The sequence below is a fragment of the Roseburia sp. AF12-17LB genome, from assembly GCF_003479605.1.
Taxonomy (GTDB): Bacteria; Bacillota; Clostridia; order Lachnospirales; family Lachnospiraceae; genus Roseburia_C; species Roseburia_C amylophila.
Genome location: NZ_QUHR01000001.1, coordinates 309,018 through 323,666 on the forward strand (window position 1 = coordinate 309,018; position 14,649 = coordinate 323,666).

Sequence of the window (14,649 nt, forward strand, 5' to 3'; positions counted from 1 at the left end):
ATATTCAGAAGAGGGAATGGAAAAACAATTATAAACCATGAACACAATTTGCAGAGATATCTTCCGGGCCATTCATGAGAGAAAATGGCTCAGTATAGAGTACAGAAACGGAAAAGATGAAGTAACAAAATATTGGATTGGAATTATGGAGATAGACCCTATCCGGAAATCCATGCATGTAATGGGACTGCATTTGGGGCAGTATACCACAATGAGCCTTTACATTTATATTGATTCCATACTGTCATCGGCAGTAATAGAAGGCTCTTATTTTGAAACAAAGCAGGAGCTGATAGATGATATTACATATAACCAGGGAAAATACCGGAGAATCTTTGATAATATTGCAAATCTGAAGGTGCTCAATTATCTTGTTGACTGCAATAAAATGGATTCTGTACCTTACAAAACAGATTATGCACTCATTGAGCATCTGGATGGTGAATGGCAGGGAGCTTATAAGCTCGCACCGGAGCAGTTTAAGCAGATTGTATCGAAGTTCCAATATGGAGCAAAGGATGCTGCATCCAACAAGAAAATGAAGCAGCTTGCAATAAATGTATTAAGTATACACACGCCGAAGGGGATTTATGTGCTGGCGTACAGAAAGCTGCGGTTGGATGTGTTGAAGAGAACCCTAAGGCAGGATGAAGAAATAACCGTCTGTATGGAGTTTGCGTTGGAGAAGAATAAGCCGGAAGCAAAATTCGGAATAAGGAAATTCCTAGATGCAGATGACTATGAACTTTTAAATGATTTTGAAAAGAATCAGGAGCTGATAAAAGATAAAATAACGAAGTCCAATCCCCAGATAAACGGTGTAGATGATATGCCATATGTAATTGCAGTCGGCAGGGATTTGCTGGTGGATCTTCATCAGGAGTATGAAGCAATTCATAAAATGTATGAAAAAGATGAAGTGACCATTCCGATAAAAGCATTTTTCGGAGAACTGTTAAAACAGGTAGACCGGAGAAAAAATTATCCGATAACACTTTTAGATCGGAAAATCAATCTGGATCAGCTTCTGGCAATTCATAATGCCATGAAATATCCGCTGGCATATATCCAGGGACCGCCGGGAACCGGCAAAACAAATACCATCGTAAATACTATGGTGACTGCTTTCTTTAACGAGAAAACGGTCTTATTTGCGTCTTATAACAATCATCCCATTGATGGAGTGTGCGATAAATTAAAGTCCATTCCTTATCGGAATAAGGGGATGATACCATTTCCAATTATCCGCCTTGGGAATGATAAATGTGTGCTGCAGGCACTGGATGATATTCGGGATTTGTATAAGCGGACAAAGGATATTTCCATATTTGACAGTACCCTTGAGAAGAACAAGGACGATAAGACGAGAAGGACGGAGAAGCTGACCAAGCTTTTACAGAGGCATGAAGAGAGAATCGAATTAAAGGAGCGGGAAGAAGCGATTCTTAAAATGATAGAGACTAATCAGCATCTGACCTTTCAGACAGAATTGCAGGGTGTTCAGCTTCAGGAGGTACGGAAAAAATTAGCAGAAATTGGTGAGATTACAGATGAAGAAGCATTGAAACTTGTAGTGGAAGATGAGGAGCTGTTTAAGAAATATCTCTACTATACGTCTGCAAAATATATCCAGCGTCTGAAGGAACCGAAAAATCAGGATTTAATGGAGATTGTAAACTGTCCGGATGAGGAAAAGAAAGTCAAGCAGTTTAATACCTATATCCGTCAGGAAGAAAATTTGAAGAAGTTCCAGAGAATTTTCCCGATTATTGCAACTACATCCATATCGGCACATAAGATTGGTGAGCCGGGAACTTATTTTGATATGGTCATCATGGATGAGGCAAGCCAGGGAAATATTGCCATGTCATTAGTGCCGATTATCCGGGGCAGAAGTCTTATGTTAGTAGGTGACCCGCAGCAGTTGAGCCCGGTAATTCTGCTGAATTCCATAGATAATGAGAAGCTTAAGCGGATTTATGGAGTGACAGATGAGTATGATTATATAAAGAATTCCATTTATAAGACCTATCTGGCATGTGATGCAGTCAGCGAGGAAATTCTGCTCAGCCACCATTACCGCTGCAATAAGAAAATTATTTCATTTAATAATAAAAAATATTATAACAACAAGCTGATTATCAACAGTCCGGATAAAGAAGCTAATCCGCTGATTTTTAAGAATATTCCAGCAAATACCACCAACTATAAGAATACAGCGCCGCAGGAAGTGGAAGAGATTATTTCGTTTATCAAAGAACATCCGGATAAGAGTATTGGTATCATTACTCCGTTTACCAATCAGAAAGAGCTGATTAACAAGGCGTTGAAAGACAATGGGATGGAAAATATTCCCTGCGGAACGGTTCATGCATTTCAGGGAGATGAAAAAGATGTTGTGCTTTTTTCGCTGGCAATCACCCAGCAGACTTATCAGGGAACTTATGACTGGCTGAAAAATAATAAAGAACTGATTAATGTGGCAACCTCCCGGGCAAAAGACCAGTTGGTAATATTGTCGGATATCAAGGAACTGAAGCGTCTGCATTCCGCTGGGGATGATGATATTTATGAGCTGGTAGATTATGTCCAGACCAACGGTGAGGCGCAGGTGACAGCAAGAGAGACCTCTTCCAGGGCATTGGGAATCAAGCCGTACAGCACGCAGACAGAGGCTGCATTTTTAACCACATTAAATCATGCACTAGATAATGTGCTGAATACAAATAACCGCTGCGTTGTGCAGAGAGAAGTCAGCATTGCACACGTATTTCAGGAAAATGAATCCTATGACGACCTTTTTTATACCGGAAGATTTGACTTTGTGGTATATGAAAAAGGATACCGGGGACAGGACATGCCGATACTCGCCATTGAGTTAGACGGAAAAGAACATAAAGAAAATGCCATTGTACGGGCGAGAGACGAGAAGAAAAATGCAATTTGCCGGGCACATGGATTTGAGTTAATCCGGGTGGAAAATTCTTATGCCAGAAGGTATAATTACATTAAGAATATACTGATACAGTATTTTAAGAGTGTAAGGTAACGAAAAAACCCTTGACATCTCCCACAAAACTAATTATATTTATAACAGTGTTATATAACACTGTTATAAATGAAACGGAGGCATCAGTGACTAAACCAATCGAAGGCGTATCGGAAAGAATTCTTTCCTGCGCAACGGAAGAATTTTTAGAAAAGGGTTATTCCGATGCATCGCTTCGCACCATTGCGGCGAAAGCGGGAACAACCACAGGTTCTATTTATTCCAGATTTAAAGACAAAGAAGGGCTGTTTGCAGCAATTGTAGGACCGGTGGCAGAGTATATGATGAATCTTTTTGTGAAGACGCAGGAAGAATTTCATGCAGTAGAGCCGGAGCGGCAGCCGAAAGAAATGGATGACTATGTAATATCCGGAATGGATGAAATGCTGGATTACATCTATGATAATTTTACCGCATTTCAGCTGTTATTAGAGGCGTCCTATGGAACGAAGTTCCAGAATTTTGTAGAACAGTTGGCAGAAGTAGAGGCAGAATATACCTACAAGTTCATGGAGGTTATTCATTTTCAGAATGATGAGGAAAATGAAGTGACGGGAGAATTCATCCATATTATGACAAGGGCATTATTTGACAGCATGTTTGAAGTTGTGCGTCATAAGATGGAGAAAGAAACTGCACGGAAATACGTTCATATGCTGGAAAAATTCAACTATGCAGGCTGGAATACCATTTTAAAATTCGAAGTGTAAAAGATAGTAAGACTGCTTATCTTGTAACAGCAGGAAGCAGTCTTTTCTTAAAAATATTGGTTAGTCAAACCTAATTTTCGTTAGACAGTGCTATATAATAAAAAATATCAAAAGGAGCATTAGAAATGAAAAACAATGCAAAGTTAAAAGGAAAAGATCTGATTAATGTAGGTATTTATGCAGCAATTTATTGTGTCATTATGACAGCTGTTGCCATGCTTGGCTTCATTCCGATTATGATGCCAATGTTATGTGTTCTGGTGCCGTTACTGGGCGGAATTCCAATGATGCTGTTTATGACCAAAGTCAAAAAATTTGGAATGATTACGATTTATTCCATAATCGTAGGACTGTTCCTGTGGGTTACCGGAATGGGATACTGGCCGTTTATCTTTGGAATTGTATTCGGTTTCATTGCAGACCTGATTGCAAAGAGCGGTAATTATAAGAGCAGTAAGAAGACCATTGCAAGCTATGCCGTATTTTCGCTGATTATCTTTGGAAACTTCGTTCCGCTTTTAATCAATGCAGAAGAATATTTCCTGACCCGCCAGAGTTTTGGTGAGGCATACATCACCAGCCTTACTGAAATTATGGGAAATACCTGGCTTGCTCCATTACTGGCAGTTTCCTGTCTGGTCTGCGGAATTATCGGCGGCTTCATCGGTAAAGCAATTTTGAAAAAGCATTTCGTAAAGGCAGGAATTGCATAATGCAGGGTAGCTTATTACAGCCCGATGAGAAAAGAACAGGAATAACCTTTGACCCGCGGACGAAAATGTTTCTGCTTCTTACGGTAGCAGTATTTGTTTTAGGCGGCGCCGGAGGGAAAAATGTGGATTTGCTGGCACCGATGTTGTGTGTGCTGCCTGTTGTTCTTTTTTTACTGGCTGGAAAATGGAAACGGGCATTTACCTATGTCCTCATTTATGCGGCGGCGTATCTTTGTTTCTGGTATTTCGGACCACGCACCACAGGCATTGTAAATTTCCTGCTGCTGGCACTCTGCGGCATCTTATCCCGGTTCCTGCCAGGAATCATGCTGGGCATGTATTTGATTGAGACAACAACGGTAAGCGAATTTACGGCAGCTATGTCGAAAATGCATGTGACAGATAAAATAACGATTCCGCTGTCCGTCATGTTCCGCTTTTTTCCAACGGTAGCAGATGAATTTTCATCCATCAATGCAGCCATGCGGATGCGTGATATCCGGCTGGGCGGCAAAAACGTGACGAAAATGATAGAGTACCGGCTGGTTCCGTTGATGGTCTGTTCTGCAAAAATAGGGGAAGAATTAAATGCGGCAGCGCTGACCAGAGGCTTAGGCGGAGAAGTGCGGCGCACCAATGTATGCAAAATCGGTTTTCATATGCAGGATATATTGCTGTTTCTCATTGCATTAAGTCCGTATGCGGCATGGATTGCAGGGCTTGTAGCATAGAAAGGTGGAACGGACGAATGATAGAGATTTCAAATGTTAATTTTCAATATGGAACCGCTGACATAGGCGCACTCCATAATATTAATCTGTCTGTTGCGGACGGCTCCTGCGTCTTATTGTGCGGAGAATCCGGCTGTGGCAAGACTACGATTACAAGACTTTTAAACGGACTGACTCCACATTTTTATGAAGGTACATTAGAGGGCGAGATAACAGTAAACGGGCTTAAGGTAAAAGAAGAAGAGCTTTATATCATTGCATCGAGGGTCGGAAGTGTATTCCAGAATCCAAGAAGCCAGTTCTTCTGTCTGGATACCAACAGCGAGGTGGCATTTGGATGTGAAAATATGGGATTGCCGGAGCAGGAAATCCTAAAGCGGAGAGAACAGGCAGTCCGTGATTTAAACATGGAAAAGTTAATGAACCGCAATATCTTTCGATTATCCGGAGGTGAAAAGCAGAAGGTTGCCTGTGCGTCAGTGGCAGCCATGCAGCCGGAAGTGCTGGTGTTGGATGAGCCTACCTCAAATCTTGATTTGGATGCCATTGAAGATTTAAAAGAAACACTAAAACTGTGGAAGGCGCAGGGAAAGACCATCGTGATTGCAGAACACCGGCTTTACTGGCTGAAGGAAATCTGCGACCGGGTTATATATTTAAAAGAAGGCAGCGTGTTATTTGACATATCCATGGAAGAATTCCGGACATTTCCACCGGAACGGTTAGAAGAATTGGGACTGCGCCGCATGACAACGGTTGCAGCAGATTTCCCGGAGGAGCCGAAAACTGCAAACTTATGGAAAACAACAAACTTGCATGGAGCAACAGAAAAATCGGCAATAACAGAAGCAGTAGAACCGGGCGTACAGAAGCAGGCAACTCTCCCGGCAATAGAATTCCACAATTACAACTTTTCCTATGAAAAGCTGCCGGTTCTTAAAGTGAAAGATTTTTCGCTCCCGGAGGGAAGCATTGTGGCAGTTACCGGACATAATGGAGCAGGAAAATCCACATTTTTACGGTGTATGTGCGGTCTTGAGAAGAAGTTTAAAGGACAGACAAAGCTGCATGGAAAATGGCAGAAACCGGGACAGATGTTAAAGGAATGCTATATGGTCATGCAGGATGTGAACCATCAGTTGTTCTGCGAGACCGTGGAGGATGAAATCCGCCTTGGCATGAATGAAGCAGAAGAAGCAAAAGTGCCACAGGTATTAAAAGAACTTGATTTATCAGAACTTACAGAACGGCATCCCATGTCTTTGTCTGGCGGACAGAAACAGCGGGTGGCGATTGCATCGGCACTATTGGCGGATAAGTCGGTACTGATTTTTGACGAACCTACCAGCGGACTGGACTACCGCCATATGAAGCAGACGGCAGACTTATTTTTACATCTGAAGAAATACGGTAAAACAACATTTATTATTACCCATGACCCGGAGCTTATTGCAATGTGCTGTACCCACATTTTACATATCGAAGAGGGAGAAGTGGCAGAGTATTATCCGCTGACAGCAGCACACCGGGAGCGGTTTTTAAAACAGTTTTCGTTTCAATAAGTAGAAAGAATCAATTATTTTTAAAGGAGGAGAAGAAAAGTGAAAAAGGAAAGTTCCTTATCAAAGCTTTTTGTCTATGCCGGTAAATTCCGCTATCTGACCATAGCATCCTGGATTTTATCGGTAATCAGCGCATGGCTGGCTTTGGTACCATTTTATTACATCTGGAGAATTATGAAAGAAGTGCTTTCTGTGGCACCGGATTTTGGCAAAGCAGCTCATTTAAAAGAATATGGCTGGGCAGCCGTTGGATTTGCCATTTTATCCATGCTGGTTTATGTGTGCGCGCTGATGTGTTCCCATCTGGCAGCATTCCGCGTCCAGGCAAATATCCGCACCAGCCTGATGCGGCATATCCTGACGCTGCCAATGGGATTTTTAGATAAAGACGGAACCGGCAAAATCCGTAAAATCGTCAATGAATCCAGCGCAGCAACAGAGACCTATCTGGCACACCAGTTACCGGATCAGGCAGGAGCCATCGCAACACCGGCAGGTCTTTTAGTATTGCTTATGGTATTTGATTTCCGGCTTGGACTTTTGAGCCTGATTCCTGTGGTGGCAGCATTTTTAATTATGGGAACCATGACCGGACAGCGTATGAAAGATAAGATGGAAGAATATCAGAATGCATTGGACGAAATGTCCAGTGAGGCAGTGGAATATGTCCGTGGAATCCCGGTAGTAAAGACTTTCGGACAGTCTGTATTTTCCTTCAAACGTTTCCAAACATCCATTCAGAAATATGAGAAATGGACAATTGCATACACGAAGGAAATGCGGATACCAATGACGGTGTATACAACAGCAATCAATGCGGTATTTGCAGTGCTGATTGCAGCAACCTTTTTCTTTACCGGAAAAGGAGGAGATAATACCTTTTTATTGAATCTTTTGTTCTATATTATCATTACGCCGATTATCACTGTGACCATGAATAAAATTATGTATTCCAGTGAAAATCAGCTGATTGTAGCAGATGCAATTTCCCGTATCGAAAGCATTTTAGAAAAGAAACCGTTACCGGAAACCGCCCATGCACAGGAGCCGGAGAACAACTCCATTACCTTTGAAAATGTATCCTTCCGCTATGAAGATGGCGGAAGAGATGCGCTGCATCAGATTAATCTTACCATCAAAGAGGGCGAGCATGTGGCATTTGTAGGACCGTCCGGCGGTGGAAAGACAACATTGGCAAGCCTTGTGGCACGATTCTTTGATACCACGGAAGGACGCATTCTGATTGGAAATAAGGATGTGAAGGAGATTTCTTCGAAGCAGTTAATGGATATGGTATCTTTTGTATTCCAGGACAGCAAATTATTAAAAACTTCCATTTTGGAAAATGTCCGCATGGGAAAGAAAGATGCTACCAGGGAAGAAGTCATGCAGGCATTAAAGGAAGCCCAGTGTGAAGACATCATTGCGAAGCTTCCGGATGGAATTGATACAGTAATCGGAAGCAGCGGAACCTATGTATCTGGTGGAGAAGCCCAGCGGCTTTCCATTGCAAGAGCTATGTTAAAGAATGCACCGATTCTGATTCTTGATGAAGCAACAGCCTTTGCAGACCCGGATAATGAAGCAAAGGTGCAGGAAGCGTTTTCCAGACTGTCTAAGGGCAAGACCGTAATTATGATTGCCCATCGTCTGTCCTCTATTGTAGACGCAGACCGGATTTGCGTTTTAAAGGATGGCAGTATTGCAGAAGAGGGAACTCATGAGACGTTACTTGGTGAAAGTGGTGTATATGCCCATATGTGGGAAGAATACAACAAATCGGTACAGTGGAAGGTAGGTGCATAACATGAGCTGGAAAGAAAAATTACAACATAAATATGCACTTTCAGAGCAGGGTGCAAATGACATGATAAAGGCATTTCTGACAGCAACCGTTTCAAATATCGTGTTGATGTTTCCGGTGGGACTGCTGTATTTTCTGGTAGAGGATTATCTGAATGATAATCTGAGCGGCAGAGGCATGTTCTATCTGATTGGAAGTATTCTCTGTCTGGCTCTGATTGCAGTGACAACGTATATCCAGTATAACTGTACTTTCCTTGCCACCTATGTGGAGAGCGGTGTGCGAAGAATTACGCTGGCAGAAAAATTAAGAAAGATTCCATTATCTTTTTTTGGCAAAAAGGATTTATCCGATTTGACCAGCACCATTATGGCGGACTGTGCCACGATAGAAACGGCATCCTCCCACTATATTCCGGAACTTTTTGGAGCCTGTGTATCCACGGCAATTATTGCTATCAGCTTATTTTTCTTTGACTGGCGGATGGCACTGGCTGCGCTGTGGGTGCTTCCGGTATCATTCCTCATTGTGCTGAGTGCCGGAAAATTTTTAAGATATCTTAGCAGAAAACAGATGAAACTAAAAATGGCCTGCGCAGGTGGCATTCAGGAATGCTTAGAGACGGTCCGGGATTTACGGGCAAATGATGCACAGGAAAATTATATGGTTGGACTTGAGAAGAAAATTAAAGCAGTAGAAAAACATGCAATGGCGGCAGAACTTGGAAATGCTGTTTTTGTATCCGGTGCCCAGATGATTTTAAAGCTTGGAATTGCGACGGTAGCACTGGTTGGCGGAATTTTACTTTCGAAAGGAAGTATTGATTTACTGACTTTCTTTATGTTCTTATTACTGGTATCAAGACTTTATGACCCGATGCAGATTTCCCTGCAGAACCTTGCTGCCATAATCAGTGTGGATGTGCAGTGCGAGCGGCTGGATGAAATTTTATCCCATCCGGTACAGAGTGGAAGCACCGAGATGAAATATGATGGATATGATATTGCATTTTTACATGTGGGATTTTCCTATGACAGTAAGGAAAGTGTGCTGAAAGATGTTACTTTTACTGCAAAACAGGGCGAAGTCACAGCATTAATCGGACCATCCGGCGGCGGTAAGACCACGGTCTCAAGACTTGCCTCAAGATTCTGGGATATCGATAAGGGAACGATTACGGTAGGCGGCATGGACATTTCAAAGATTGACCCGGAAACACTGATGTCTCTTTATTCCATTGTCTTTCAGGATGTTACACTTTTTAACAATACGATTATGGAAAATATCCGTATTGGACGTTCCGATGCAACAGATGAGGAAGTCATTGCGGCAGCAAAATTGGCACACTGTGATGAATTTGCAGATAAACTGCCGGAGGGCTGGCATACCATGATTGGGGAAAACGGTTCTGAATTATCCGGCGGAGAACGTCAGAGAATTTCCATTGCAAGAGCATTTTTAAAGAATGCACCAATTATTTTCTTAGATGAAGCAACTGCATCCTTGGACGTAGATAATGAAACACTGATTCAGGAGGCACTGTCCCGGCTGATTCAGGATAAGACGGTTATGATTATTGCACATCGTATGCGTACAGTGGCAGATGCAGATAAGATTGTGGTATTAAAAGATGGAGTGGTAGCCGAAGAGGGTGCGCCGGAAGAACTTACAGCAAAGGATGGTGTTTATCGGCATATGGCAAAGACACAGCTTCAGGCAGCAGGCTGGAAATTATAAAAAGCAGTTGACCTCCCCCGTATTCCGTCATAAGATAAAAAGGATAGCGGGCATGCTATTGCGGAAACAGATAACGGAGGAAAAAAGAAAATGAGTTTTTCAGAAAGAAAAAACACAAAAGATGGTATGGCAGCAGGTCAGAAAGCCAGCGTAGATAATATTTATGCGCTGGATGGCAAAGTGCCGGTTTTAAATGCAATTCCATTTGGCTTGCAGCATATTTTAGCTATGTTTGTAGCCAATATTGCACCGATTCTGATTGTGGCAGGGGCCTGCGGAATGGATGCAAAGAATACGGCAATGATTATTCAGAGTGCAATGATGATTGCTGGAATCGGAACATTGATTCAGTTATTCCCAATCTGGAGAATCGGTTCGAGACTTCCGATTGTCATGGGAATTTCCTTTACCTTTGTATCCATTGCCTGTGTCATTGGCGGACAGTATGGCTATGGAGCAATCATGGGAGCGGTTCTTGTTGGAGGTATCGTAGAAGGTGTCCTTGGACTTTTATCCAAATACTGGATGAAACTGGTAACACCGATTGTAGCAGCTACCGTTGTAACAGCAATTGGATTTTCCCTGCTTGAAGTAGGTGCAGATTCCTTTGGTGGTGGCAGCAGCAGTGCAGATTTCGGCTCTGCAACCAACTGGATACTTGGAACCGTGACGCTGGTATGTTGTATCGTATTTAATATTGTAGCAAAATCCTATTTCAAACAGTTATCCGTACTGTTCGGACTGATTGTAGGATATATCGTGGCACTGTGTATGGGGGTAGTTGATTTTTCTGCACTTTCCGATACAAGTCTTCTGGCGCTGCCACATCTGATGCCATTTAAAATGGAGTTTCATGCAGATGCCATTATCGCATTTGTTCTGATATTTTTAGTATCGGCAACCGAGACAATCGGAGATACTTCGGCACTGGCATCATCCGGCTTAAACCGTGACGTTACTACAAAAGAAACTGCGGGCTCGCTTGCCTGTGACGGATTTGTCAGTGCATTATCTTCGGTATTTGGCTGTATGCCGATTACATCCTTCAGCCAGAACGTAGGTCTGGTTGCCATGACCAAGGTCGTAAACCGTTTTGTCATTGCAACGGGGGCCATAATTATGATTCTGGCAGGAATTTTTCCGGTAGTGGGCGCAGTACTTGCTACACTGCCAAGTGCAGTTTTGGGCGGATGTACAATTATGATGTTCGGAACTATCGTAATCAGTGGACTGCAGATGATTGGAAAATGTGGATTTTCCCAGAGAAATATTACCATATCGGCACTGTCCTTAAGTATCGGATTAGGCTTTACCCAGCTGCCGGAGTTATTTGCAATCTTCCCAGGCATTATCCGTTCTATCTTTGCAGAAAACTGTGTAGCAGTTGTATTCCTTACTGCCATTATTTTGAATCTTGTATTGCCTAAAAATATGGAAGTAGAACGTCAGGAAAAGTAGCAGAGGAGAGCATATGAATATAGCAGTATATTGCGGTTCATCCGCAGGAAGTAAAGAAGCATATACCATCGGTGCAGTAGCCCTTGGTATGTGGATTGCAGAGAACGGACACACGCTGGTATATGGTGGAGCTCGGGGCGGATTGATGGGAACCATAGCCAATTCCGTCTTATCCAATGGTGGGAAAGTAATCGGTGTACTGCCGCAGGTGGAATCCATTCAAAACCGCAGACACCAGTTTTTAACAGAGTACATAGATACGAAAGACATGGCAGAGCGGAAAGCGAAAATGATAGAATTAGCGGATGCTTACATTGCACTGCCGGGCGGGCCGGGAACCTTAGACGAGTTATCGGATATCATATCCCTGCAGCGTCTTCACATCAATGAGAATCCATGTATTCTTTATGATATTGATGGCTTCTATCAGCCACTGAAAGCATTTTTCGAAGAAATGCAGACCTCAGGCTTTGCAGCAAAAGAAGATTTTAACCGGGTACTGATTTCAAAGGACTTATCGGAAATTGAGACATTTATTCAGAGTCGTTGAAAGAAGATTCTGGAAAGTCAGGGCAGAGGTCAGCAATATAAAAAACAGACAGAAAAGAAAACTTATAGAAAAAAACTCATAGTAAATTCCGACTGGGAATCTGCTATGAGTTTTCTTTTATCCTAGCAACTGTTCTACATAATCTTTAATTGCCATATTGTCTTCCGGCATCTGGCAGCCGACGATATACATGCCTTCGTCGTCGGAACTTCGGATAATATGACCTTCCAAAGCAGCCTGATCTGGTAAATCAAAGGAAAGGATATTTAAGAGAATATCAGTCCCTTTGCTATCTGCAAAGAACGGTGCATCGCAAAGGAAAGCAAATCCGTTGGCACTGATATTTTCCATACGTCCATGGAAGGTTTCTCCGGTGTTCTTAACTGTAATATTACAGAAATTGGAAAGGTCGGCACGAGGATATTTCCGTCTGTTTAAAATATTTGGACTGCCGGTGATTTCTACGACGAAATCAGAGGTTATTTTATCTACATGGATGGAAGCATTATCCCAGCAGTATAGTACATTTCCAACAGTAATCTGGATGGAACAGGATTCACTGTTACGAAGAGAAAGCTTTTCTTCCAGGGAAAGTATGATCTGGTTGGAATACTGTTTCAGAACTTCACCATGGAAAACATGGTCAGGGTTCTCCGTCAGGCGGATGGTTGCTTTCATACCAGGATTGATATCCTCAATACCCATGAAGCCGCCGATTCCAAGCTTGCACATCAACGCCTGGATTTCATTTTCTATGCTGTTAATATTGTTAGCACTTTCATCATATTTACTTACCATACGCTGACTGATATCATCAGAATCATGAATGCAGAGTGTCATGGTATCGACAATTTCAGAAATATACTTCATATTTTCTACTAACTGTCGGTTTGATGTTTCCACTTCTTTGATTGCATTGTCAATGACCTGTATATGCTCACCCATCTGAGATGAGTCAGCGGTAATTTTATTTACGTTTTCGCCGGTCAGTGTGACTTTCTCAAGAGTAAGCTGAATAAGTTTTAAGGTCTCTTCAATGGATTTTGTCATCTTGCCGGAGATTTCATCCAAACGCATCAGCGCATCCTGGATCTGTTTGGATGAAGCCTTGGTTTCAGTGCTCAAGGTACGGATTTCTTCAGCAACAACAGCAAATCCTTTTCCTGCTTCTCCGGCTCTTGCAGCTTCGATGGAAGCATTTAATGCCAAAAGGTTTGTCTGACCGGAAATATTATCAATGGTTCCGGTTTCAGATTTTACTTTTTCAAATTCAGAAGTAAATTCCGTAAGAACCTGTTCTACTTCGCTGGAAAGCTTTGACATAGTGCCGGCAGTTGTAACCAGACCCTCTAAGTCGGCAGAACTAATCTGTGCATGGTGAATGGATTCATCCGTCAAAGATACCATTTCGTGAATCATGGATACAACATGCTCAACCTGGAAATTGATGTCAGTTGTCATATCAAGGGAAGAAGTCGTACGGTTTTGTAATTCCTGATTGTTGTTGGTCAGATTATTCATTCCTTTTAAGACAACGTCAGAACCGTGTTTATTTTCATTAGCCAGTTCCCGGACAACGGTGATACCGTCCATAACGTTATTGCTGGCAGTTTTTACTTTTTCTACGGTATTTACCACACGGTGTAAATCATCCTTGATACTGTCTGTCAGTGCACCGTCAGCCTCATTTAAATGGCGGATGGACATGATATAACAGATATAGCACAGAATCAGGCAGGATATCTGCAGCTGATAATTCTTTACATCAGTAGCAGTGGTGCAGCTTAATACAATATAGCGGTAAATAATACTGATCACTACGCTGATAGTATTTGCAATACCGCACTGCAGCATGAATTTCCGGTCTTTAAAAATAATTAAAAGACTGGTTACCGGCAGAATGTAGGTAAATGCAATTGGGGATGCTGTGGTACATAAAAGATAAGTATAAAAGATACCGTAACCAAGCACCAGTATATAGCGATAGATGTCAGTAGTTTTGCCTTTGATTTTTAGAAATAATTCTCCAATAAAAAATGGAATCCAGCAGAGCAGAACAAAATAGAGATACTGCTTCGATGGATAGAGACCGTTGGACATATCGGCACCATAGTTAGCGGTCAGCAGCAGGGAAAATACAAGCCAGATTCTGCGGGCTTTGATATTGGCCTTGGCTTTAAAAACATTTTCATCATAATTCATAGATATTCTTAATCCTTCTCTTTCGTACAATGATATAATAAGCTAAACTAATTCTAAGCCATTTTTTTGTGGTTTTCAAGGTATTTTATGGAAAACATAGCTTGCTTTTTTGTGGGGAATGTGTATAATGAAA

10 protein-coding genes are annotated in these 14,649 nt (G+C 42.1%); 9 read left to right on the plus strand and 1 reads right to left on the minus strand.

Annotated features, from left to right (window positions below; genetic code table 11):
• Positions 1–37 precede the first annotated feature (37 nt).
• The 9 genes from DWV68_RS01430 (at position 38) to DWV68_RS01470 (ending at position 12,314) form a co-directional block, all read left to right on the plus strand.
• On the plus strand, positions 38–3,049 hold the full coding sequence (locus DWV68_RS01430; protein WP_118056539.1) for an AAA domain-containing protein: 3,012 nt from the start codon (positions 38–40) through the stop codon (positions 3,047–3,049).
• A gap of 86 nt (positions 3,050–3,135) precedes the next feature.
• Positions 3,136–3,759: a TetR/AcrR family transcriptional regulator gene (locus tag DWV68_RS01435; RefSeq protein ID WP_118056538.1), complete on the plus strand. Its 624-nt coding sequence runs from the start codon at positions 3,136–3,138 to the stop codon at positions 3,757–3,759.
• A gap of 125 nt (positions 3,760–3,884) precedes the next feature.
• Positions 3,885–4,472 carry an MptD family putative ECF transporter S component gene (locus tag DWV68_RS01440; protein ID WP_118056537.1) on the plus strand — a complete coding sequence of 196 codons (588 nt, stop codon included), beginning with the start codon at positions 3,885–3,887 and terminating at the stop codon, positions 4,470–4,472.
• Positions 4,472–5,203, plus strand: coding sequence for an energy-coupling factor transporter transmembrane component T (locus DWV68_RS01445; RefSeq protein ID WP_118056536.1), 732 nt, complete (start codon positions 4,472–4,474; stop codon positions 5,201–5,203). Before DWV68_RS01440 ends, DWV68_RS01445 begins: the two co-directional genes overlap by 1 nt.
• A gap of 17 nt (positions 5,204–5,220) precedes the next feature.
• The gene (locus DWV68_RS01450) at positions 5,221–6,765 is read left to right on the plus strand and encodes an ABC transporter ATP-binding protein (RefSeq protein ID WP_118056535.1); all 1,545 of its coding nucleotides are present in this window, start codon (positions 5,221–5,223) and stop codon (positions 6,763–6,765) included.
• Positions 6,766–6,804: 39 nt separating this feature from the next.
• Entirely contained in the window at positions 6,805–8,571 is a 1,767-nt protein-coding gene (locus tag DWV68_RS01455) for an ABC transporter ATP-binding protein (RefSeq protein ID WP_118664830.1), read from the plus strand.
• Between the two features lies 1 nt (position 8,572).
• The gene (locus DWV68_RS01460) at positions 8,573–10,306 is read left to right on the plus strand and encodes an ABC transporter ATP-binding protein (RefSeq protein WP_118664832.1); all 1,734 of its coding nucleotides are present in this window, start codon (positions 8,573–8,575) and stop codon (positions 10,304–10,306) included.
• Between the two features lie 126 nt (positions 10,307–10,432).
• Positions 10,433–11,764 (plus strand): uracil-xanthine permease family protein, encoded by a 1,332-nt coding sequence (locus tag DWV68_RS01465; protein ID WP_118664987.1) that lies wholly within the window; start codon positions 10,433–10,435, stop codon positions 11,762–11,764.
• A 13-nt stretch (positions 11,765–11,777) separates the two neighbouring features.
• Positions 11,778–12,314, plus strand: a complete 537-nt coding sequence (locus tag DWV68_RS01470) for a TIGR00730 family Rossman fold protein (protein WP_118664834.1) — start codon at positions 11,778–11,780, stop codon at positions 12,312–12,314.
• Positions 12,315–12,431: 117 nt separating this feature from the next.
• Here the strand turns inward: DWV68_RS01470 and DWV68_RS01475 are convergent, their stop codons facing one another.
• A complete protein-coding gene (locus DWV68_RS01475) occupies positions 12,432–14,516 on the minus strand; it encodes a methyl-accepting chemotaxis protein (RefSeq protein WP_118664836.1) in 2,085 nt (694 codons plus the stop codon).
• Positions 14,517–14,649 lie beyond the last annotated feature (133 nt).

What these genes read in the sequence shown, in the direction of transcription:
- DWV68_RS01430 (WP_118056539.1), top strand. Translation starts at nt 38, where the DNA reads ATGAACACAATTTGCAGAGATATCTTCCGGGCCATTCATGAGAGAAAA.
- DWV68_RS01440 (WP_118056537.1), top strand. Translation starts at nt 3,885, where the DNA reads ATGAAAAACAATGCAAAGTTAAAAGGAAAAGATCTGATTAATGTAGGT.
- DWV68_RS01445 (WP_118056536.1), top strand. Translation starts at nt 4,472, where the DNA reads ATGCAGGGTAGCTTATTACAGCCCGATGAGAAAAGAACAGGAATAACC.
- DWV68_RS01450 (WP_118056535.1), top strand. Translation starts at nt 5,221, where the DNA reads ATGATAGAGATTTCAAATGTTAATTTTCAATATGGAACCGCTGACATA.
- DWV68_RS01460 (WP_118664832.1), top strand. Translation starts at nt 8,573, where the DNA reads ATGAGCTGGAAAGAAAAATTACAACATAAATATGCACTTTCAGAGCAG.
- DWV68_RS01465 (WP_118664987.1), top strand. Translation starts at nt 10,433, where the DNA reads ATGGCAGCAGGTCAGAAAGCCAGCGTAGATAATATTTATGCGCTGGAT.
- DWV68_RS01470 (WP_118664834.1), top strand. Translation starts at nt 11,778, where the DNA reads ATGAATATAGCAGTATATTGCGGTTCATCCGCAGGAAGTAAAGAAGCA.
- DWV68_RS01475 (WP_118664836.1), bottom strand. Translation starts at nt 14,516, where the DNA reads ATGAATTATGATGAAAATGTTTTTAAAGCCAAGGCCAATATCAAAGCC.